The 19,462-nt window shown below is 69.6% G+C and carries 17 protein-coding genes and 2 pseudogenes; 11 read left to right on the top strand and 8 right to left on the bottom strand.

Annotated elements, in window-relative coordinates; all coding sequences use genetic code 11:
- Positions 1 to 4: 4 nt before the first annotated feature.
- A complete protein-coding gene (locus RR1_RS06995; RefSeq protein WP_040772904.1) occupies positions 5 to 1,984 on the bottom strand; it encodes a hypothetical protein in 1,980 nt (659 codons plus the stop codon).
- Between the two features lie 187 nt (positions 1,985 to 2,171).
- Here RR1_RS06995 and RR1_RS06990 point away from each other — a divergent pair, with 187 nt between their 5' ends.
- Positions 2,172 to 2,771 (top strand): hypothetical protein, encoded by a 600-nt coding sequence (locus RR1_RS06990; RefSeq protein WP_143153746.1) that lies wholly within the window; start codon positions 2,172 to 2,174, stop codon positions 2,769 to 2,771.
- A 101-nt stretch (positions 2,772 to 2,872) separates the two neighbouring features.
- On the top strand, positions 2,873 to 3,619 hold the full coding sequence (locus tag RR1_RS06985) for a PP2C family protein-serine/threonine phosphatase (protein WP_051111130.1): 747 nt from the start codon (positions 2,873 to 2,875) through the stop codon (positions 3,617 to 3,619).
- On the opposite strand, the gene RR1_RS06980 is transcribed toward RR1_RS06985, so the two are convergent.
- From RR1_RS06980 to RR1_RS06970, 3 genes are all read right to left on the bottom strand, one after another.
- Positions 3,588 to 3,995: a WhiB family transcriptional regulator gene (locus RR1_RS06980; protein ID WP_051111129.1), complete on the bottom strand. Its 408-nt coding sequence runs from the start codon at positions 3,993 to 3,995 to the stop codon at positions 3,588 to 3,590. The genes RR1_RS06985 and RR1_RS06980 overlap by 32 nt on opposite strands.
- A 272-nt stretch (positions 3,996 to 4,267) precedes the next feature.
- Complete coding sequence (locus tag RR1_RS06975; protein ID WP_010837903.1) at positions 4,268 to 4,927, bottom strand: universal stress protein; 660 nt, start codon at positions 4,925 to 4,927, stop codon at positions 4,268 to 4,270.
- 60 nt (positions 4,928 to 4,987) lie between these two features.
- On the bottom strand, positions 4,988 to 6,214 hold the full coding sequence (locus tag RR1_RS06970; RefSeq protein ID WP_010837902.1) for a Glu/Leu/Phe/Val dehydrogenase dimerization domain-containing protein: 1,227 nt from the start codon (positions 6,212 to 6,214) through the stop codon (positions 4,988 to 4,990).
- 174 nt (positions 6,215 to 6,388) lie between these two features.
- Between RR1_RS06970 and RR1_RS06965 the strand changes: the two genes are divergently transcribed.
- The 8 genes and pseudogenes from RR1_RS06965 (at position 6,389) to RR1_RS06930 (ending at position 15,656) form a co-directional block, all read left to right on the top strand.
- The gene (locus RR1_RS06965; protein WP_010837901.1) at positions 6,389 to 7,291 is read left to right on the top strand and encodes a LysR family transcriptional regulator; all 903 of its coding nucleotides are present in this window, start codon (positions 6,389 to 6,391) and stop codon (positions 7,289 to 7,291) included.
- Positions 7,292 to 7,469: 178 nt separating this feature from the next.
- Positions 7,470 to 8,393 carry a formylglycine-generating enzyme family protein gene (locus RR1_RS06960; protein ID WP_040772872.1) on the top strand — a complete coding sequence of 308 codons (924 nt, stop codon included), beginning with the start codon at positions 7,470 to 7,472 and terminating at the stop codon, positions 8,391 to 8,393.
- Between the two features lie 11 nt (positions 8,394 to 8,404).
- Positions 8,405 to 10,348: a DNA topoisomerase (ATP-hydrolyzing) subunit B gene (gyrB, locus tag RR1_RS06955; RefSeq protein WP_040772896.1), complete on the top strand. Its 1,944-nt coding sequence runs from the start codon at positions 8,405 to 8,407 to the stop codon at positions 10,346 to 10,348.
- Between the two features lie 250 nt (positions 10,349 to 10,598).
- Positions 10,599 to 11,351, top strand: a complete 753-nt coding sequence (locus RR1_RS06950; protein ID WP_010837898.1) for a GntR family transcriptional regulator — start codon at positions 10,599 to 10,601, stop codon at positions 11,349 to 11,351.
- A 77-nt stretch (positions 11,352 to 11,428) separates the two neighbouring features.
- Positions 11,429 to 12,838, top strand: a complete 1,410-nt coding sequence (locus RR1_RS06945; RefSeq protein WP_010837897.1) for an arylsulfatase — start codon at positions 11,429 to 11,431, stop codon at positions 12,836 to 12,838.
- Between the two features lie 71 nt (positions 12,839 to 12,909).
- Positions 12,910 to 13,965: pseudogene (locus RR1_RS06940) on the top strand (SulP family inorganic anion transporter); the annotation flags it as partial.
- A pseudogene (locus RR1_RS06935) lies at positions 13,965 to 14,558 on the top strand (SulP family inorganic anion transporter); the annotation flags it as partial. The pseudogenes RR1_RS06940 and RR1_RS06935, both read left to right, overlap by 1 nt.
- A 237-nt stretch (positions 14,559 to 14,795) precedes the next feature.
- On the top strand, positions 14,796 to 15,656 hold the full coding sequence (locus RR1_RS06930; protein WP_051111073.1) for a pentapeptide repeat-containing protein: 861 nt from the start codon (positions 14,796 to 14,798) through the stop codon (positions 15,654 to 15,656).
- Here the strand turns inward: RR1_RS06930 and RR1_RS06925 are convergent.
- Positions 15,598 to 16,413, bottom strand: coding sequence for an alpha/beta fold hydrolase (locus RR1_RS06925; protein WP_169847033.1), 816 nt, complete (start codon positions 16,411 to 16,413; stop codon positions 15,598 to 15,600). The genes RR1_RS06930 and RR1_RS06925 overlap by 59 nt on opposite strands.
- Before the next feature lie 121 nt (positions 16,414 to 16,534).
- Between RR1_RS06925 and RR1_RS06920 the strand changes: the two genes are divergently transcribed.
- Positions 16,535 to 17,215, top strand: a complete 681-nt coding sequence (locus RR1_RS06920; protein WP_010837166.1) for a winged helix-turn-helix transcriptional regulator — start codon at positions 16,535 to 16,537, stop codon at positions 17,213 to 17,215.
- 2 nt (positions 17,216 to 17,217) lie between these two features.
- Here the strand turns inward: RR1_RS06920 and RR1_RS06915 are convergent, their stop codons facing one another.
- From RR1_RS06915 to RR1_RS06905, 3 genes are all read right to left on the bottom strand, one after another.
- The gene (locus tag RR1_RS06915) at positions 17,218 to 18,543 is read right to left on the bottom strand and encodes an HNH endonuclease signature motif containing protein (protein ID WP_010837165.1); all 1,326 of its coding nucleotides are present in this window, start codon (positions 18,541 to 18,543) and stop codon (positions 17,218 to 17,220) included.
- Between the two features lie 88 nt (positions 18,544 to 18,631).
- Positions 18,632 to 18,973 carry a DUF202 domain-containing protein gene (locus RR1_RS06910; protein WP_010837164.1) on the bottom strand — a complete coding sequence of 114 codons (342 nt, stop codon included), beginning with the start codon at positions 18,971 to 18,973 and terminating at the stop codon, positions 18,632 to 18,634.
- A complete protein-coding gene (locus RR1_RS06905; RefSeq protein WP_010837163.1) occupies positions 18,970 to 19,350 on the bottom strand; it encodes a YidH family protein in 381 nt (126 codons plus the stop codon). Before RR1_RS06905 ends, RR1_RS06910 begins: the two co-directional genes overlap by 4 nt.
- Between the last annotated feature and the right edge of the window lie 112 nt (positions 19,351 to 19,462).

The following is a 19,462-nucleotide window of genomic DNA, read 5'->3' as shown; positions in this document are numbered from 1 at the left end:
GGGCCTAGCCGTCGGTTCGGGGAGGCTCGGCTCCTGGATGCTGCCGGGGCCGGCGTGTCGCTGCGACGACGGCGAACACGACGCCGATCACGAGGAGCGCCGCGACGGCGGCGAGCGCCGCGACGACGCCGGTGGACATCCCTGCCGCTGCGGCAGGGTCGGCGGGATGATCGGCGGTGAGTTCGACGGGATCACGATCCTGCGCTGTGAAGAGCACGTCGCCGCTCAGCCCCGACCAGCGTCCGGGGACGGCGTCGAGCCAGTCGAGCGTGCGGTCGAGTTCGCCGGGGGTCGCCGTCGAGCTCGCGACGAACATCCCGCGGCCGCTCGCCCAGTACGCCTGCAGCGCCGCGTACTGCGTCTGCTGGCCGAGCGTCACGGTCGAATCGCTGCCGTCGCCCGCGGGATACGTCAGCGAGAACGTGCCGTTCGCGTCCTCGGTCAGCGGCGGGTCGATCGAGTCGGGGAGGGTGCCGTTCGACGCCACCAGGACGGCGGGCCGATCCGACGACGCGATGTCCTCGGCCGACGCCCATGCCGGGACGAGCCGCACCGTCGTCAGCGACTGGAGGCCCGCGACGATGCGGACGGCCCGCCGCAGATCGGCGAGTTCGCCGGTCGTGCTGCCGATCTCGAAGTTCGGTTCGAGGGCCTGCGGCATCGACTGGAAGCCGTACGGCGGTCCGCTCGTCGTGGGAGTTCCCTCGACGTGGCTCTGCGGCAGCACCGTCAGCGTCACGGGCTGCTCGATCCCGCACTGGTTGGTGCCGCCCGCCGTCCGGTAGGTGACGTCGAGCGCCGTCGCGCGCTGGAGATCGCCGTTGGGAATCGTGACCCACTGGTCGAACGATCCCGACGCGTCCGCGGGCCACGACGCGAGCTGGTCGTCGCCGACGCTCACGGTGAGCAGCCCGCTCGTGTCGCCGGGCGGCGGCGTGTAGCTGCCCTGCAGCCGGACGCCGACATCGCGTGCCGCGTGCCCGATCCGAGTCTGATCGAGGATCGGGCTCACCGTCACCGAGCCGTGCGACGTCGCGCTGAGTTCGCCGATGCCGAGGTCGGTGAAGGTCGCCGAGTCCGAGGTGAGCCGGGGCGCATCGTCGAGCGATCCCGCGACGGCGCTGGACGACACCGCGATCGCCGCGACCTGCGTCGTCACGAGCCGGATCTGGTCGGTCAGTGCGTCGCCGTCGCCCGTGAGGCGCAACGCGGGTATCGGGCTCCCCGGTTCCGGGACGAGTTCGGTTCGCGCATTCTCGCCCCGCTCGACGACGATCGACCGCGAGAACGCGGGATCGGGTGCGGGGACGACGTTCTGCGGCGGCAGTTCGCGGACGTCTACCGAAACAGGCTGCGTCCCGTAGTGGGCGACGACGGCGGCCGCGAGTTCGACGGCCCCGCCCCGCTCGGCGTCGTTCGGCGAGCCGGGAACGTAGATCGTGAGCTGTTCGAGGACGGGGGGAAGGAAGTCGGCGACGACGGACGGCACGGCCGGTTCGCCGTCGAAGGCGATCGCGACGTCGCGCAGCACCGTCCCCTGGTCGAACCATGTGTCGGGGCAGATCGCGTCGAGCGGCAGCAGCGTGACGCGCAGGGTGACGGTCGTCGAATTGCGTTCGACGAGAGCGCCGGCGAGCGGGATCGTGAGCGGCTCCGACGTCGCGGGAGCAGGGGGGAGGTCGATGCGGCCGATCGCGCGTCCCGCGGATTCGACGTCGATCCACCCGCGCGCGATGTTGGCGGGAAGGTCGACGTTCGCGGTCAGTTCCGCGGGAGACAGGCCCTGCGGAACGGGAACGGTCAGCGTGATCCGGTCCTGATTGCCGCGGAAGGTGAGCTGCTCACCCTGGCCGAGTGTGCGGGACGTCAGTGACGTCCGGTCCCCGGGAGGCGCCGGGTCCTGCGCGTGCGCGATCGGTGCCGCGACCATGAGCGTCGTCGCTAGCGTCAGCGCGAAACCGCAGGCGCGGCGCAGTACGGGCATCGTCACGACCCTTCGTGAGTGTCGAAGCGGTACGACCGTGCCCGACGCTACCCACGAACACCCAGCGTCGGTGCGGATTTGCCCGGATCGCCGTTCCGGGGCGGACGAGGCCGGAACTCGCGCATCGGGCCTGCGCTATAGTCGCGATGCCCGCCGTGGGGAGGCGTCGGTGAACAGGGGGATCATCATGACTGACAGGACTTCACGTGCTCACCGGGCGCTCGATGCGGCGGTGTGGATGTCGCTCGACGGCGCCGCTCTGCCGCTCGAGGTCGAGGTCGCCGCGGACCTGTGCGAGCGCGTGCCACCGGAACTCGCAGCCGCCGAGGTGATGTCGGCGTATCGCGCGGCCGGCACCCGTCCCGGTGCGCCCGCGCGGGTACGTGCCGCTGTGCGCGGGGTCGCGGTGCTCCCGCCTCGCGGCGTCGTGCTCGCCCATCTGCTCGACGCGCCGTCGGAGCGCGAGTTCCGGCGCAGGGACGCAGCGCTGCGCGGGTGCGCGCGATTCGTGGGACGCGCGGGCACCCACGAGGGCAGGGCCGCCGTCACCGTGACGGCCGACCTGCACGTCGTGACCCGGATCGAGATCGCTCCGGGCTGGCTGCGCCGCCGTGGTCCCGCGGATCTCGCGCGAGCTCTGCTCACCTGTGCCGACACCGTCCGTCGCGCGCGTCCCGATCTCACCGCGCCGCAGCAGGCGCCGGCCGCGACTCTCGACGAACTCGAGGCCGCGGTGGCGTGGCGCCGCGGGCTTCCGCGCTCCCCGGTGCTGCCGATATCCGGCTGACGCGCCGGGTTTTGCTGTGTACTTGTCTCGTCGAACCTTCTAGCGTGACTCCGGGGTCGACAGGCGTACGCGAGCGAGACGTGCATCCCGGAAGGGGAGCGATGACAGACAGCGTGCTGACGGTGGTCACCGACCGTGGTCGCGTGCGCGATCACAACGAGGACGCCATCGGAATCGACGGATGGGTGCTGTACGGCGAGGCCGCCGGTGTCCTCGAGCTCCGGCTCGACGCCTCGCGCCCGTCGACGATCGCGGTCTGCGACGGCATGGGCGGTCATCTCGCCGGCGAGTTCGCGAGCCGCATGGCGGCGGAGTTGCTCACCACCGACCTGGGTCTCGCGTCATCGGAGAGGGCGTCGCGTGACGCCGACACCGTTCGTCCGCTCCTCGCACAGCGTGTCCAGGACGTCGCCGACGACATCAACGCCATCGGCGACACCCACGAGGAGATGAAGGGGATGGGCACGACGACGGCCGGTGTCGTCGTCCTCGGCGACGGTGGCCTGCTGGCGTTCAACGTCGGCGACTCGACGGTGCTGCGGTGTGCGGACGGCCGGCCGACGCTCCTCAGCGTCGCGGACGTCGGTTTCGGCGGCGGGCTCACCCAGGCACTGGGCGCGATTCACGTCCCGCTCTCGGTGCACACCTCGGTCGTCGACCCGGTGCCGGGCTCGGCCGTCGTCCTGTGCAGCGACGGGCTGACCGATCTCGTGAGCGCCGAGGTCGTCGCGAAGGCCCTCGACGACGGCAGGCCCGATCGCGACGTCGCACGTGAACTCGTCGACCTCGCGTGCGAGCTCGGCGGCCACGACAACATCACCGTCGCGATAGTTCGCTTCGCGGAGTGATTCCCGCGCACCACGCAGCGGAACGCGCGGCGCGCGACCGCTGTTCGAGTTGTTCGCGCAGGACGGCACGACGGACGTCGCCGACGCCGTGCATGTTGACCCCGCCCCAGATTCCCCACCGCTCGTCGTGGGTGAGGGCGTAGGCGAGACACTGGGCCGCGACGGGGCAGCCGCGGCACACCGCGACGGCCGACGCGACGCGGTTGTCGGTTCCCCGGTGTTCGGGGAAGAAGTCCGTCGACGAGTGGCGTAGGGCCGCACACGAGCCCTGGTCCTTCCACTCCTCACCGGGGTCGGCGCACGGGCGGGTCGTGTCGGTGGCGGGGCGGATCGTCTCGGTGCGCATCGGATCGGTGCGCGTGAGCTCGACGGTCATCGTGGATTCCTTCCGCAACTCGGCTCCTTTGCCAGATGAGCTGTCTCTGCCAGGTCGGCAATCTCTGCCAGGTGAGCAACAACGCGTGTGCTGAGCAATAACTGAGACCGTAACCGGAACTGCCATCGAAGGCCACACGGCCCCCAATCGGCATCTGCCGGCACACAAATTGTCGGAGACGTGGCCCACGTCATGCGTCTGCGGTACCAATAACAAGCAGTGGCGTCACATGTCCAGCAAAGTCCGGTAACTATTGAGCGAACATGCGGACACTAGGCGCCGGGCAAGGTCTCGAGGTCGACGCGGCGCACGACTCCGTCCGTGACGGTCACCTCGCGCACGCGCCCACCCTGCGGGAACACGAAGATGCCGTGGTCGAAGTCGGTCTGCAGATCCTTGAAGAAGATTCCCGAGATCGGGCGGGAGTCCGCGCTCGCCGGGCCGCCGTCGTCGTACGAGAGGACGTAGTCCTCACCGGGCCCGCGGCACAGATACGCGCGGGCTCCCGCCTCGTACTCCCACTCGTCGTGCTCCTCGACGCGCTGCGCGGGCACGACGTGCAGATCGGCCGTCGGAATCTCCTCGAGGAGAGCGTCGACGATCGAGCCGCCCAGCAACGTCGTCCACACACTCTCGACTCGCTGCCCGATCACGATCTGCGTCGCACCGAAATCCTCGGCGGCACGCCGGATCGTGGTCGTGATGTCGTGCCCGCGTCCGCGGACGTGCGCGAAACCCGCACCCGCTCCGCGTGCGACCGCCTCGAACTGCTCGATGTCGAGTCGGCGGTCGTTGCTGTATTCCTCGTGCAGCGAATCGAACACGAGCACGTGCAGTGCCGCGTTCGATTCGCGCGCGAGTTCGGTTCCCCGGCCGATGAGCCGAAGTCCGGTGTGACCGTAGTTGACACACACCAGGATTCGTTCCGCCATCGCCGTGCCTCCGCATCGCCGCCGCCACTGCCGGGCAGAAGCGATGCTAGTCGGGCGAACTCAGGGAATGTGGATCTCCGCGTACATCGGTCGCTGCCCCATCGCGGCGTGGGCGACGGCACGCACCGGACGCTCGCCGAGATCCCACGAGTACAACAGGCCCGAGACCCGGTTGCGCATCTCGGCGCCGAGCCGCTCGAACGAGACCGCCGGGTCGTCGTCGACGTAGCCCAGCAGCAGCCACCACGCCCACGCCACGGCGCCGGCGTTCGCGACGAAGTCCGGCAGCACCGCGATGCCGCGGCGGGTCAGGCCCGCTTCGGCGTCGGGAGTCGTCGCCGCGTTGGCTGCCTCCACGACGAGCGAGGCGGTGACGCCGTCGCAGTTGTCGGCCGTGATCGCGTACGAGACCGCCGCGGGGATGAGGATGTCGACGTTCGCCGACAGCACGGCCTCGCGCGGCAGGAGGTGGACGGACGCGGGCACCCGGTCGCGGTCGATCTCGCCGTACTCGTTGCGGGTCTCGAGCAGTGCGGGGACGTCGAGTCCCGTGGGGTCGTACAGCGTCCCGAGGGCGTCCGCGAGCGCAACGACGCGCGTTCCCGCGTCGTGCAGGTACCACGCGGCGCCACCGCCCATGGTGCCGACGCCCTGCACCGCGACCGTCGTGTGCGTGACGTCCCAGCCGCGGTGTTCGGTCGCCGCGAGGCAGGCCTGCGCGACGCCGTACCCGCCGATGACGTCACCGAGCGGGCCGCCGGGCGCGGTCGCGTGCAGTCCGGCGCGCACGCGGTCGGTCGTCCGTGCGGGATCGGCCGAACGCGAGATCGCCGCGTGATACGACTGGCCCATGCCGAGGTCGTCGAAGACGTCGTCGATGAGGTGCTGAGGCACGCCGAGATCCTCGGCCGTGACCCAGTGGCGGTCGAGCCACGGGCGCATTGCCTCGCAGAAGCGAGTGAGGACGCCGTAGGCGCGCGAGTCCTTCGGATCGAAGTCGATGCCGCCCTTCGCGCCGCCCACCGGCAGGTCGAAGGTCGCGGTCTTGTTGGACATGCCGCGGGCGAGGTCCTCGACCTCGCGGAGCGTGCAGCCGGCACGCATCCGGGTGCCACCGGTCGCGAGTCCGGACACGAGCGTGTCGACGACGAGATGGCCGACGGCGCCGGTCTCGGGATCGGTCCACGACATGCGCAGGTACGGCTCGCGCGCCGGAGCGTGCGCGGGGGTGGACGGCTGCTGCCGTCCGGAGACGATTCGGCCGAGGGAAGGATCCGCGATGGTCATGTCGCCTCCTGTGTCGATCGGTGGACGGATACGGGAGCGCAGACGTGTTTCGCTCCTGGTCACAGCATGCGTTCGGGAAAGCCGGGGCGTCCAGTTACGGTTCGTGGACGCGATCGTTCACTTCCCGTGCACGGTCGCCGCACCGGTCCGGCCGCGGCCGCATATCGTTCCGATATGGAGTTCTCGCTGCACCGCCTCAAACTGCTGCGTGAGCTGCGCCGGCGGGGGACGGTGACGGCCGCCGCGGCGTCGCTCAACTACACGGTGTCGGCGGTCTCGCAGCAGCTCGCGCAGCTCGAGCGCGAATCGGGGACGAGGCTGTTCGAACGGCAGGGCCGCCGGATGCTGCTGACCGAGGCGGGGTCGGTGCTGGCCGATCACGCCGAGGAGATCCTCGCGTCGGTCGAGCGCGCGGGCGTCGCGATGGAGGCCGCGCGCAGCGGAGTGTCGGCCCGGCTCACCGCGGGAGTGTGGGCGTCGGTCGCCGCGGGGCTGCTTCCGGCGGCGCTCGCGCGGCTCGCCGAGGAGCATCCCGGCATCGAGGTGCGGACGAAGGAACTCGCGCCGGAGGAGACCGCCGGTGCGGTGCGCGACGGCATGCTCGACTTCTCCTTCGTCATCGACTACTCGAATCACGTCATGCGGTCGGACCCGCTCCTCGAACGCGAACTCGTCGCGCGCGAGCGGATGTACGTGGCGCTCGCATCGGGCGGGGGCGACGCCGACTCGCTGACGCTCGACCGGCTCGCCGAGCGGCCGTGGATCCTCTCGGGCCCGCGTTCGCACTTCGGCAAGGCGGTGCGGCGTGCGTGCCAGGAGTCGGGCTTCGAGCCGCGGATCGTCCACGAGGTCGGGGAGCAGGCGACCGCCCTCGCGATGGTCGCCGCCGGCCTCGGGGTGACGCTCGTGTCCGACCTCGGGCTCTCGCTGCTGCCCGACCGCATCGACATCGTCCCGCTCGCCGATCCCTTCCATCGCACGGTGTCCGTCGCACACCGGGCGACGGCGACGCCGCGCGAATCGGTGCGCCTCGTCATCGACACCGTGCGCGAGGCGGCAGCGGAACTGGGGCTGTGACGCCGCTCCGCGAGGTGGCGTTACCGAGTCATTCCGCCGCCACGGACGCCGTCACCTGGCGTTACGTCGGCTCCGTGGTGGCGTAACATTCGCGCAAACGCCACGGCCGCATCTCGCTGGCAGCATCGCCGGTGTGCTCGAATCAACCACTCTCCCAGGGCCGATCGCCCGCAAGGACATGACCTGGATTCCGTCCGGCACGTTCTGGATGGGATCGGAGGACTTCTACCCGGAGGAGCGGCCCGTCCATCGGGTGACGGTCGACGGCTTCTGGATGGACACCCACCCCGTCACGGTCGCGCAGTTCCGCAGGTTCGTGAAGGACACCGGGCACGTCACGACGGCCGAGCGCCAGCCGGCCGCCGAGGACTACCCGGACGCGGCGCCCGAGCTGCTGAAGCCCGGGTCGATGGTGTTCACACCGCCGCCGACGGCCGTCCCGCTCGACGACTATCGACGCTGGTGGCAGTACGTCCCCCACGCGGACTGGCGGCACCCCGAGGGGCCCGGCAGCAACGTCGGCGGACGCGAACGCCACCCGGTCACGCACGTGTCCTACCTCGACGCGCTCGCGTATGCGCGGTGGGCGGGCAAGGACCTGCCGACCGAGGCGGAGTGGGAGCGCGCGGCGCGCGGCGGACTCGACCGGAAGCCGTACGTGTGGGGTGACGAGCCCGAGCCGGGCGGCCGTCCCGCCGCGAACGTGTGGCAGGGACGCTTCCCGTGGGAGAACCTCGCGACCGACGGTTTCGAGCGAACGTCCCCCGTGAAGAAGTTCCGGCCCAATGGATTCGGGCTCTTCGATGTCGCCGGGAAAGTGTGGGAGTGGACGCGCGATCACTACACCGCGAGCCACGCGGACAGCGGCCGCGAACTGGCTCCGACGTCGAGTTGCTGCGTTCCCCGCAATCCCGTCGCGCCGCCGCCCGACGCGGACGAGGCGTTCGCGCGCCGCGTCGTCAAGGGTGGCTCGCATCTGTGCGCACCGAACTACTGCCTGCGCTACCGGCCCGCCGCGCGCCAGGGCCACACCGAGGACGCATCCACCGGGCACATCGGGTTCCGATGCATCGTCCGCGACACCGGAGAGGCGGGATCGTGAGCGAACAGACCCTGACCAGCGAACACACACGAGCCGTCGAGCAGTACGGCGCCGACTCGATCACGATTCTCGAGGGGCTCGACGTCGTCCGCAAGCGGCCCGGGATGTACATCGGGTCGACCGGCGAGCGCGGCCTGCACCACATGTTGTGGGAGGTCGTCGACAACGCCGTCGACGAGGCGATGGCGGGATTCGCATCGTCGGTGCACGTCCGGCTCCTCGCAGGCGGCGGCGCGGAGGTGAGCGACGACGGCCGGGGCATCCCCGTCGCGCTGCACGCGATGGGAGTGCCGACGCTCGACGTCGTCATGACGCAGCTGCACGCAGGCGGGAAGTTCGACGCCGAGGGCGGTGCGTACGCCGTCTCGGGTGGGCTGCACGGCGTCGGGGTCTCCGTCGTCAACGCGCTCTCGACGCGCCTGGACGCCGACGTGTACCGCGACGGTCACGCGTGGTCGCAGACCTACACGTACGCCGTGCCCGGCGTGATCGCTCGCGGCGAGCCGACGGATCGGACCGGCACCGTGGTGCGCTTCTGGCCCGACCCGGACGTGTTCGAGACCGTCGACTTCGACACCGCGACCGTTGCACGCCGGCTGCAGGAGATGGCGTATCTCAACAGCGGTCTCGAGATCGTCCTCGTCGACGAACGCGCGGACGAACCGGCACCGCTCGTGTTCCGTCATCCGCTCGGACTGGCCGAGTTCGTCGCGCACATCGGGCGGGGGGCGAGCCCGCTGCATCCGACGGTCGTCGCGTTCCGTGAGGTGGGCGCCGGCCACGAGGTCGAGGTCGCCCTGCAGTGGAATTCCGGTTACACCGAGTCGGTGCGGACGTTCGCGAATACGATCGACACCCGCGAGGGCGGATCGCACGAGGAGGGCTTTCGTGCGGCGCTCACCGGCGTCGTCAACCGTCATGCGCGCGAGCACAAACTGATCAAGGACAAGGAGCCGAACCTCTCCGGCGAGGACATCCGTGAAGGACTCGCCGCCGTCGTGTCCGTCAAGGTCGCCGATCCGCAGTTCGAGGGGCAGACCAAGACGAGGCTCGGCAACAGCGAGGTGCGCTCCTTCGTGCAGAAGGCGTGCAACGAGCACCTGATCGCCTGGTTCGACGCTCATCCCGCCGAAGCGAAGGTGATCGTCGCCAAGGTCGCGTCCTCGGCGCAGGCCCGGCTCGCGGCCCGGCGCGCACGAGAGCTCGTGCGCCGCAAGACCGCTGCCAACGTCGCGTCTCTGCCCGGCAAACTCGCGGACTGTCGCTCGGGCGACCCGGCACGCACCGAGATCTTCATCGTCGAGGGCGATTCCGCCGGCGGCAGCGCGAAATCGGGGCGGGACTCGATGTTCCAGGCGATCCTGCCGTTGCGCGGCAAGATCATCAATGTCGAGAAGACCCGGCTCGACCGCGTGCTGAAGAACAACGAGGTGCAGGCGATCGTCACGGCGCTGGGGACGGGAATCCTCGACGACTTCGACATCGCGGGATTGCGCTACCACAAGATCGTGCTCATGGCCGACGCCGACGTCGACGGCCGGCACATCTCGACACTGCTGCTGACGTTGCTGTTCCGGTACATGCGGCCGCTCGTCGAACTCGGGCACGTGTATCTTGCCCAGCCGCCGCTCTACAAGCTCGACTGGAAGCGGGGGCAGCCGCAGTACGCGTACTCCGACGCCGAGCGGGACCGGCTGGTGGCCGCGGGGGCGGCGGCCGGGAAGCGTATCGACCCGTCGACCGGGGTGCAGCGGTTCAAGGGGCTCGGCGAGATGAACGCCGAGCAGTTGTGGGAGACCACGATGAACCCCGAGACGCGCGTGCTGCGGCAGCTGACGATCTCCGACGCCGTGCTCGCCGACGAGATCTTCACGCTGCTCATGGGCGAGGACGTCGAGGCTCGCCGCGGTTTCATCGTCGCGAACGCCGGCGACGACCGATTCCTCGACGTATGACGGGCCGTCGTGGTGGCGTTGTTCGAGCGAAACGCCGCGCGAAACCCCCTGGACCTGCGCCGTAGCGGAGACGAGAGCGGCGTAACCATCGCATAATCGAACGGCAAAGCCCCGGGCACGCCCGGCTGCGAGAGTAGGGACCATGACATCGACACGACGTGCTCCGGAGGGAAGCACTCCGCGACGGGGGGAACCCGATCGGGCCGCCACGCGGCGAGGCGTCCCGCCGCCGGACTTTCCGCGCCCCGCGGTGCGCAAGTACGCCGGCACCCGTGAGGACGCCGCGCGCTGGGTTCGCGACGTGCTGCGCGCCCAGATCCTCGACGGCGGATTCGGCGGGCTGTCGGCGCCGCGTCCGATGCTGCCGCCGGAGAACACCCTCGCATCGGATCTCGGTGTCAGCCGGAATGCGATCCGGGAGGCCCTCGATCTGCTCCGCGCCGAGGGGCTCATCACGCGCGTCCAGGGAGCGGGGACCTTCGTGACGGGCGCGAAGCTCCGGCAGCGACTCGATCGTCTCGAAGGGCTCGCGGAGTCGCTCGCCGGGCATCAGCTCTCCGTCGTCAACCGTGTCGTGTCGGCACGCGAGGACACTGCGAATCCGTTCGTCGCCGCGAAACTCCATGTGCAGGAAGGGAGCCCGATCTACTTCATCGAGCGGGTCCGCTCGGTGGGCGGCGTCGCACTCTCGCTCGACACGACGTCGCTGCGCCCGGAGGCGATCGACGTCGTCCGCGGCGCCGATCTCGACACGACCGACGTCTTCACCCTCCTCGAGACCGAGCTGGGAGTAAGGCTGGGCCGAGCGGAGAACACCGTCGAAGCCGTTGCCGCCGACCGCGGTTCGGCCCGCATGCTCGAGGTGCGCCCCGGATCACCGCTGCTGCTGGTCCATCGCCTCACCTTTCTCGACGACGACACGCCCTTCGACCTCGAGTCGGTGCGCTACCGCGGCGACCGGCTCTCGCTCGTGACCGTCAACCCGCGCCTGACGCGCGGCTGAACCTCCACAGAACTTGTCCGAACCCCCTTTCCGGGGACACCTGTGCCCGTTTCACCCCACAGAAAGCGAGAACACCCATGTCCGCACACGCGAACGGAACGTCCGCGAACGGAAGGTCGGCGAAGGCGAAGCAGCCGAACATCGTCTACTTCCACGTCGACAATCTCGGGCTCGGCGAGCTCGGATGTTTCGGTGGCGGCATCCTGCGCGGCGCCGACACCAAGAACATCGACGCCTTCGCGGCCGAGAGCCTCAAGCTCTCGCACTTCGTCGTCGAGCCGCAGTGCACGCCCACCCGGTCGGCCCTCATGACGGGGCGGTACCCGATCCGCTCGGGCAATCACACCATCGCGCTCGGTGGTAACGACGGCGGCATCGTCGCGTGGGAGCGCACGATCGGCGACATCCTCTCCGAGGCAGGCTATTCCACCGCCTGCTACGGCAAGTGGCACATCGGCGCCGAGGACGGCCGCTGGCCCACCGACCACGGATTCGACGAATGGTACGGTCCCGCACGCACGTACGACGAGTGCCTGTGGCCCGACGACCCGTGGTACGACGGTGACCGCGACGGCTACTCGTACATGTTCGACGGCACCAAGGCCGACGGCGTGCGCACGACCGACGAGCAGCTCACCGTAGCCCTCAAGGGGCAGGTCGACGCCGAATACGACCGCCGTGCACACCGATTCATGGAACAGGCCGTCGCCGACGACAAGCCGTTCTACCTCTACCACAACCACTCGCTCATGCATTTCCCGATGGAGGTGCGCGAGGAGTTCCGCGGCAAGTCGTCGAACGGCGACTGGGGCGACTGCCTGCTGATGCTCGATCACGACTTCCAGTCGATCCTCGACAAGATCGACGAGCTCGGGATCGCGGACAACACGATCGTCGTGTTCGTCGGTGACAACGGTCCCGAGGACCACCTCGCCGGCCGAGGGACGGCGGGCTTCTTCGACGGCTCGTACTTCAGCTCCGCCGAGGGCGGCATCCGGACGCCCGCGCTGATCCGCTGGCCGGGATACGTCCAGCCGCGCGAGAGCAACGAGATGGTGCACGTCACCGACATGTTCACGACGCTCGTGCGGCTCGCGGGCTGCGAGGTGCCGACCGACCGTGAGATCGACGGCATCGATCAGCGCGAGTTCTTCTTCGGTGCCGAGGAATCGGGCCGCGAGGGCTGCATGGTGTGGCTCAACGAGGAACTCCACGCCGTGAAGTGGTGGCAGTTCAAGGTCAGCTTCAAGCGGCAGCAGCACTTCCACGATCCCGAGATCCCGCTCGGCTTCGCGCGCATCATCAATCTGCTCGAGGACCCGAAGGAGCGCGAGGCGGTCAACCAGACGTTCGTTCGCTGGTGGGTGATGCAGCATGCGCGCCGCATCATCCGCGACTTCGAGGAGTCGACCGAACGCGAGCAGTTGATCCCCGCCGGTGCGCCGATCGACTTCGTGCCCGAGCGCACCGAAGCCGTGCTCGTCTGATCGAATACCTGTCGGCCGGGAGGGCGGCGCTGCGGCGCCGCCCTCCCGCTCGCCGTCGGAAAGGACATCACATGGTCGTCGAGCGCACCGATACCGCTCGTGGACGGATCGCCGCCCGCGCGGGCGGGTCCGCGACGCTCGCGGTGCTGCGCGATCCACGCAGACTCCGCACCGAGGTCTTCGCTGGGATGGTCGTGGCGCTCGCGCTCGTCCCGGAGACGATCTCGTTCTCGATCCTCGCGGGCGTCGGTCCGCAGATCGGGCTCGTGACGTCGTTCCTGTTCGCGATGACCATCGCGATCGTCGGCGGGCGGCCCGCCATGATCTCGGCCGCCGCCGGCTCGGTCGCGCTCGTACTCGCACCGCTCGTGCGCGAACACGGTGTGCAGTACCTGATCGCCGCAGTCCTCCTCGGCGGCGTGCTCCAGTTGCTGCTCTCGCTCGCCGGGGTCGCGAAGCTCATGCGATTCGTGCCGCCGAGCGTGGTGACGGGCTTCGTCAACGGCCTCGCGATCCTCATCTTCGCAGCGCAGGTGCCGCATCTCGCCGGCGTGCCGTGGCTCGTCTACCCCCTCACTGCGGTGGGACTGGTGATCATGGTGGTGCTCCCGCGGCTCACCCGCGCGATTCCGGCGCCGCTCGTCGCGACGACGCTCCTCACCCTCGCGGCGGTCGTCTTCACGCTGAACGTCCCGGCGGTGGGCGACGAGGGAAGGGTGGGGGCGGGGCTGCCCGACCTGCTGTTCCCCGATGTCCCGCTGTCGCTCGCGACCCTGCAGATCGTCTTTCCGTACGCGCTCGGTCTCGCGATGGTCGGCCTGCTCGAGACCTTCCTGACGCAGCAACTGGTCGACGACATCACCGGGACGCCGTCGAACATGCGCCGTGAGGGCTGCGGCCAGGGCATCGCGAATCTCGTGACCGGCTTCTTCGGTGGGATGGGCGGCTGCGCGATGATCGGGCAGACGATGATGAACGTCAAGGAGTGCGGCGGACGCACCCGCGTGTCGACGTTCGTGGCGGGGCTCTCGCTGCTCGTCCTCGTGGTGTTCGCGGCGCCGGTCCTCGCCGTGATCCCGATGGCGGCGCTCGTCGCGGTGATGATCATGGTTTCGTTCGCGACGATACCCTCGCGGCGGTCGTCTTCACGCTGAACGTCCCGGCGGTGGGCGACGAGGGAAGGGTGGGGGCGGGGCTGCCCGACCTGCTGTTCCCCGATGTCCCGCTGTCGCTCGCGACCCTGCAGATCGTCTTTCCGTACGCGCTCGGTCTCGCGATGGTCGGCCTGCTCGAGACCTTCCTGACGCAGCAACTGGTCGACGACATCACCGGGACGCCGTCGAACATGCGCCGTGAGGGCTGCGGCCAGGGCATCGCGAATCTCGTGACCGGCTTCTTCGGTGGGATGGGCGGCTGCGCGATGATCGGGCAGACGATGATGAACGTCAAGGAGTGCGGCGGACGCACCCGCGTGTCGACGTTCGTGGCGGGGCTCTCGCTGCTCGTCCTCGTGGTGTTCGCGGCGCCGGTCCTCGCCGTGATCCCGATGGCGGCGCTCGTCGCGGTGATGATCATGGTTTCGTTCGCGACGATGAACTGGGCGTCGCTGGCGCCGAAGGTGATTCGCCGTGCGCCGATCGGCGAGACAGCGACGATGGTGGTCACGGTCGCGGTCGTCGTCGCCACCGAGAACCTCGCCTACGGCGTACTCGTGGGTGTCGCGTTCGGACTGCTGGCGATCCCGTCCTCGCGCGCGGCGCTCCGTCGGCGCTACAGTACGAAGCGATGACGAGTACCCCACATGTGTGACCGCTCCTGAGACGTCTCCTGTTCAGCGGAGATCTCCTGCCCAGCGGCCGCTGCGCTCACACCGATTCCTCGGTGGCGACGACGCACGCGTGTGCCCGGCTTCGGCCGGGCGTTCACGTGCCCCGTCCACACCATCCGAGGAATCCTCATGTCGTCGTCCCCCACTTCTCCCGTCCCCGAGTCCGGCCTCGCGCTCCGGCGTGACCTGCTGCGCGCCGACTGCTCCGACTGCAGCGGACTGTGCTGTGTCGCATTGGCGTTCGATGCGTCGGCCGACTTTCCAGTCGCCAAACCCGCCGGTGAGCCGTGCTCGCATCTCGCCGCCGACTTCCGGTGCGGCGTCCACTCGCGCCTACGCGGGCTCGGATACCACGGCTGCATCGGCTACGACTGCTTCGGCGCCGGGCAGGTCGTGACGCGAGCGTTCGCCGGCACGACGTGGCGCGCGGGCGCCGCGACCGCGGACGCCGTCTTCCGTGCGTTCGGCTCGTGCACGCGGCTTCACGAGATGCTCTGGTATCTCGTCGAAGCCGACGAACGGAGCCGCGACCCCGAACTCCGTGCCGAAGCGGACACACTGCGTCGCCGCGTGCTGTCGTTGCGTGATCGAGTGCTCGCCGAGCAGGTGGTTACCGGGCAGGCCGAGCCGCCCCGATCCGCTGCGGAGTCGATACCGGCCGTGTTCGACGCCGTCCGGACGCTGCTCATCGCCGTCAGCGCCGAGATTCGCGCGGGTTACTGCGCCGACGGCACCCCGACTCTCGATCGCGCTGGAGCCGACCTCGCGGGGCGCGATCTGCGCAGAGTCGGGCTCGTCGGCGCGAATCTCCGTGGTGCGCTGCTCGTCGGCGCCGACCTTCGCGGGTGTGATCTCACGGCCACCGATCTGCTCGGCGCGGACCTGCGTGGCGCGGACCTGACGGACGCCGACCTCTCGCGAGCGCTCTTCGTCACGCGAACGCAGGTGGCGAGTGCGCTCCGTCGACGAACCGACCGATCGCAGCTGTGAGGGTGGCGTCGTCGACGCCGTGCCATTCGCCCGGCAGGATCTCGAGCCGCGCGTCGGGCAGCTGCTCCTCCAGTTCGCGACCCCACCCGTGGATCTCGGGTGCGGTGGAATCGGAGGCGACGATCAGCGTCGGCCGGCTCACCGACCGGAATCGCTCGGCCGGTGTGCCGGGAAGGAAGGCGAGCTCGTGCAGGATCGATGCCGCGTCTCGCAGTGTCTCGTCCGCCACCGGTGGCAGCTCGGCCAGCACCTCGTCCGGCACTCCGACGACGTGTATCTGGAACCACTCGTGCAGCGATCTCGGCCCCTCGGCGAGCTGCCGCTCACCTTCGGTGAGGAACTCGCGGTCCGGGTCGGGAGCAGCGAAGAGGGGTGGTTCGAGGAGCGCCAGACGGTGTATCGGTGCCCCGCTCTCGGCAGCGATCAGTGCGAGGGTCGCGCCCGACGAGAAGCCGTACACCGTCGCAGGTCCGGAGGTCAGGCCGATCACGGCTTCGAGGTCCTCGATCTCGCGCTGCACGTCGTACGTGTCGGCCGTGCCGCTCTCACCCTTGCCGCGACGATCGTAGGTCCACACGGTGAAGTGCCGCGCCAGCTCGGCGGGGAGGGTGGGTTGCGGCGTGGTCGCGCGGGAGACCCCGACACAGTGCACCATGACGAGGTCGGGTCCGGCGCCGGCGCGGCTCCAGGCGATCGGTGTCCCGTCCGCGGAGTGGACGATGCCGCGTGTGGGGCCGGTGGGACGTTCGGCGTTCACGGCGAACTCCTCGTGTCGTGGGGTGTCGGTCCGCCCGGTCACCTGACGGTCAGAAACTCCCGACGATGAGGTATTTATAACATAGCCACAACTCGTTTGTACATAGTGGAACAATGGCGTCATGCCGATCAAACGCACCTACGCGTCCCATGGGGACGCCTGCGCGACGTCGCACGCCATGGAGTTGCTCGGCGATCGATGGACGTACCCGGTGATTCGTGAACTCCTGTTGGCGCCCAAGCGCTTCGCCGAACTCGAGGCATGCCTACCGGGTATCACCCCGGCCGTCCTCACGGCCAGGCTCCGCCAGCTCGAGGGCTCCGGCCTCGTCGTCCGTACGACGTTGCCGGCGCCCGCCGGGGTCGCCGCGTACGCCGCCACGAACTGGGCGAAGCAGCTGCAGCCGATCTTCGAAGCGCTCGCGCGATGGGCGCTCGGATCTCCGTTGCGCGACGTCGACGGGTGCGGGCTGACCCCCGACGCCATCGTCCAGTCGATGCTGACGATGGCACCGGCGGCGCCGATGAATCCCCCGCTCGACATCGAACTGCGACTGGCCGACACCCGGCTGAACCGGGACGCCCCGCAGTACGGTTACCGCCTCCGCTGGGACGACGAACTCACCATCGAGCGGGCCGTCGCGGAATCACCGCAGGCCGCAGTGGTCGGAGACTCCTCCGCCTGGGCAGGCGTCCTTTACGAGGGGAGCGGGCTCGACGTCATGGAGGTGTGCGGCGACCGCGACGCCGTCGAGCGTCTCGTCGCCGCGTTCGCAGGCGTCCTGGAGGTAGCGACGTTGTAGCGTCACGCCACGCTGGGCCGAGGTCTGTTCGGTGGCCGGTCGGATGGTGCCCCGCCGGGTGGCGGCTCGAACCTCGGTCTGCCTCGCGGTGTTGGGATGATCCGCCAGGTGCTGTGGTGGATGTGGCGATGGTGCTTGCCGCACAACAAGACTGTGTTGTCGAGGTCTGTGGGTCCGCCGTCGGCCCAGTGTTCGATGTGGTGTGCTTCGCACCAGCTCACGGGTGCGGTGCAGTTCGGGAAGGCGCAGCCGCGGTCGCGGACCATCAGTGCCCGTCGCTGTGCGGGGGTGACGAGGCGGGTGGTGCGGCCCATGTTCAGTGGGACGCCGTGGTCGTCGATGACGATCGGCGTCACCTGCGCGTCGCATGCCACTGCCCGCGCCGTCTCGGGTGTGAGGGTTCCGCCCCACGGCATCCACGGCAGCGGGATCCCGTCGAGCAACGCCGTCACCGACACGCTCAGTCGCTCACTTGTGTCGGCGGGTGGTGCTGTCAGGTCTCGCTGGTGGATCAGGACTGTCACGTGCGGCTTCTCGGCGGCTTCGTGTCCGCTGTCGCCCGCATCGAGGTGACGTCGGCAGATCTCGATCAGCCCGTCCGCCCGCCGCTGCCCGGCGGAGCGCGGATCGCGCGTGCCGTCCGCTGCCGGGCGCGGTGCCGACAGCTTCGACAGCGCAGTCGACAGCACCTCACCCGAGAGGGCGTCGAAGTCGCCGTGCAGCACGACTCTGCCGTTGAGTGTGTTCGAGACGGTGAGGGTGTTGAGGTCTTCGCGTTCACGGGTCGTCGGCCCATCGGTGTCGATGTCGAGGCGCGCCCGCAGCGTCTCGATCGCCGTGCGCACCGACCTCGTCGCGGTCTCCGCGCCTGGCACTGCGGCCGCGAGGAGCGCGTCGCGGCAGGCTGCGATCACGTTCGCGTGCTCGTCCGGGTCGGTGTCGGCCAGTGCCGCGAGCAGTGACGGCGGCGTGTCGAAGAATCCGCACAGCATGCTCGCGTGCCGCGGCGAAATCCGCTGTTCGGCGACAGCGGCAGCGATCTCGGGCTGCGCCCGTAGGCTCGTCCCCAGCGCTGCGACGTCGCGTGCCTCACCGATCTCGAGCATCGAATGCGCCGAAAGCCAGGCCCCGGCATCCCGGTAGCCCGCTGCGGTCGCGAGGCGGCGCTCGATCAGCTCACCCATCAAGGTGATCCGCCGTGCCTGCAACGCCTCGATCTGCCGCGACACGTCGAGCACCGCGGCAGACAGTTCGGCGTCACCGAGCTGCCACGGCTCGACGCCCGCGGCGTCTACGCCGTGTGCTGTGTGTGAATCCCCCGACCCCATGCGACAAATCTAGTTCGAATATCCGTTCGACACAAGACCTATTTCTGCAGTTGGGGACAACCGTCGAGCTGTGGACAACCGGGTGGTCTCACAGCATCGCGACGGCCGTGACGGCGATGCACAGGACGCTGATCGCGACGCCGGTGAGCATCACGGGACGCGGCGCGCGGACGGCGTCGGGCAGAGGGCGTTCCGCGAGGACGGCCCGCCGTCGCACGCCCACCCAGTACACGATCCCGGCGATGACGACCGCGATCGCACCGGTGACGGCCGCGACCGGAGCAAGCGAATGGTGCGGTGCGAACAGGTGTTTCGCGCCGAGCAGGACGCCGTTCGCGAGGATCGCGAGCGAGGTGCGCGTCCAGGACAGATCGGTGCGCTCGGCTTGCAGCCCCGGGTCGACGGGTCCGGGGCCGGCGGTGTGCGTCACCGGTTCAGGCTCGCCGTCACCAACGCGGCCGTGAGCGTCACGACGCCGAGGACGGCCAGGACGACGGAGACGGCGGTGAGGACCCGCGGCTGGGGAAGCGGTGCGTCGCGACGAATCGCGCGGTCGTTGGCGCGCCACCGCAGGATTCCGCTGATGGACGTCGCCGTCGCAAGGGCACCGAACAGTCCGCCGAGCCCGTATCGGGTGAACGTTCCGGCCGAGTCGGGCAGGAACTGGATGATGGCGACCGCCGCGGCGAGGAGGCCGAGCGACGTGCGCTGCCAGGCGAGGAAGGTGCGTTCGTTGGCGAGAGTGAACCGGTAGTCGGGTTCGGGCAGGTCGGGGTCGCCGGGATGATTCGGTGTGCTCACGGTCATCAGCTTCCCGTACGGGCAGCTCGGAGGCCACCGTCACGGGGTGGCGTAACGGCGCCGATCCGCTGCGTTTCGGGGCACGGCCCCGTGGTCGAGCGCGCCACCGCTGGCTTAC

The sequence above is a fragment of the Rhodococcus rhodnii NBRC 100604 genome (genome assembly GCF_001894925.1).
GTDB lineage: Bacteria > Actinomycetota > Actinomycetes > Mycobacteriales > Mycobacteriaceae > Rhodococcus_F > Rhodococcus_F rhodnii.
The sequence above is the reverse complement of the archived record's forward strand: the minus strand, read 5'-3'. Positions and strand labels throughout refer to the sequence as shown.

Excerpts from the sequence above, each read along its gene's own strand:
- RR1_RS06975 (WP_010837903.1), bottom strand. The coding sequence starts at position 4,927 with ATGGCGGAACGAATCCTGGTGTGTGTCAACTACGGTCACACCGGACTT.
- RR1_RS06915 (WP_010837165.1), bottom strand. The coding sequence starts at position 18,543 with ATGGGGTCGGGGGATTCACACACAGCACACGGCGTAGACGCCGCGGGC.
- RR1_RS06920 (WP_010837166.1), top strand. The coding sequence starts at position 16,535 with ATGCCGATCAAACGCACCTACGCGTCCCATGGGGACGCCTGCGCGACG.
- RR1_RS06945 (WP_010837897.1), top strand. The coding sequence starts at position 11,429 with ATGTCCGCACACGCGAACGGAACGTCCGCGAACGGAAGGTCGGCGAAG.
- RR1_RS06970 (WP_010837902.1), bottom strand. The coding sequence starts at position 6,214 with ATGACCATCGCGGATCCTTCCCTCGGCCGAATCGTCTCCGGACGGCAG.
- RR1_RS06930 (WP_051111073.1), top strand. The coding sequence starts at position 14,796 with ATGTCGTCGTCCCCCACTTCTCCCGTCCCCGAGTCCGGCCTCGCGCTC.
- RR1_RS06995 (WP_040772904.1), bottom strand. The coding sequence starts at position 1,984 with ATGCCCGTACTGCGCCGCGCCTGCGGTTTCGCGCTGACGCTAGCGACG.
- RR1_RS06980 (WP_051111129.1), bottom strand. The coding sequence starts at position 3,995 with ATGACCGTCGAGCTCACGCGCACCGATCCGATGCGCACCGAGACGATC.
- RR1_RS06960 (WP_040772872.1), top strand. The coding sequence starts at position 7,470 with ATGACCTGGATTCCGTCCGGCACGTTCTGGATGGGATCGGAGGACTTC.
- RR1_RS06990 (WP_143153746.1), top strand. The coding sequence starts at position 2,172 with ATGACTGACAGGACTTCACGTGCTCACCGGGCGCTCGATGCGGCGGTG.
- RR1_RS06985 (WP_051111130.1), top strand. The coding sequence starts at position 2,873 with ATGACAGACAGCGTGCTGACGGTGGTCACCGACCGTGGTCGCGTGCGC.
- RR1_RS06965 (WP_010837901.1), top strand. The coding sequence starts at position 6,389 with ATGGAGTTCTCGCTGCACCGCCTCAAACTGCTGCGTGAGCTGCGCCGG.
- RR1_RS06905 (WP_010837163.1), bottom strand. The coding sequence starts at position 19,350 with ATGACCGTGAGCACACCGAATCATCCCGGCGACCCCGACCTGCCCGAA.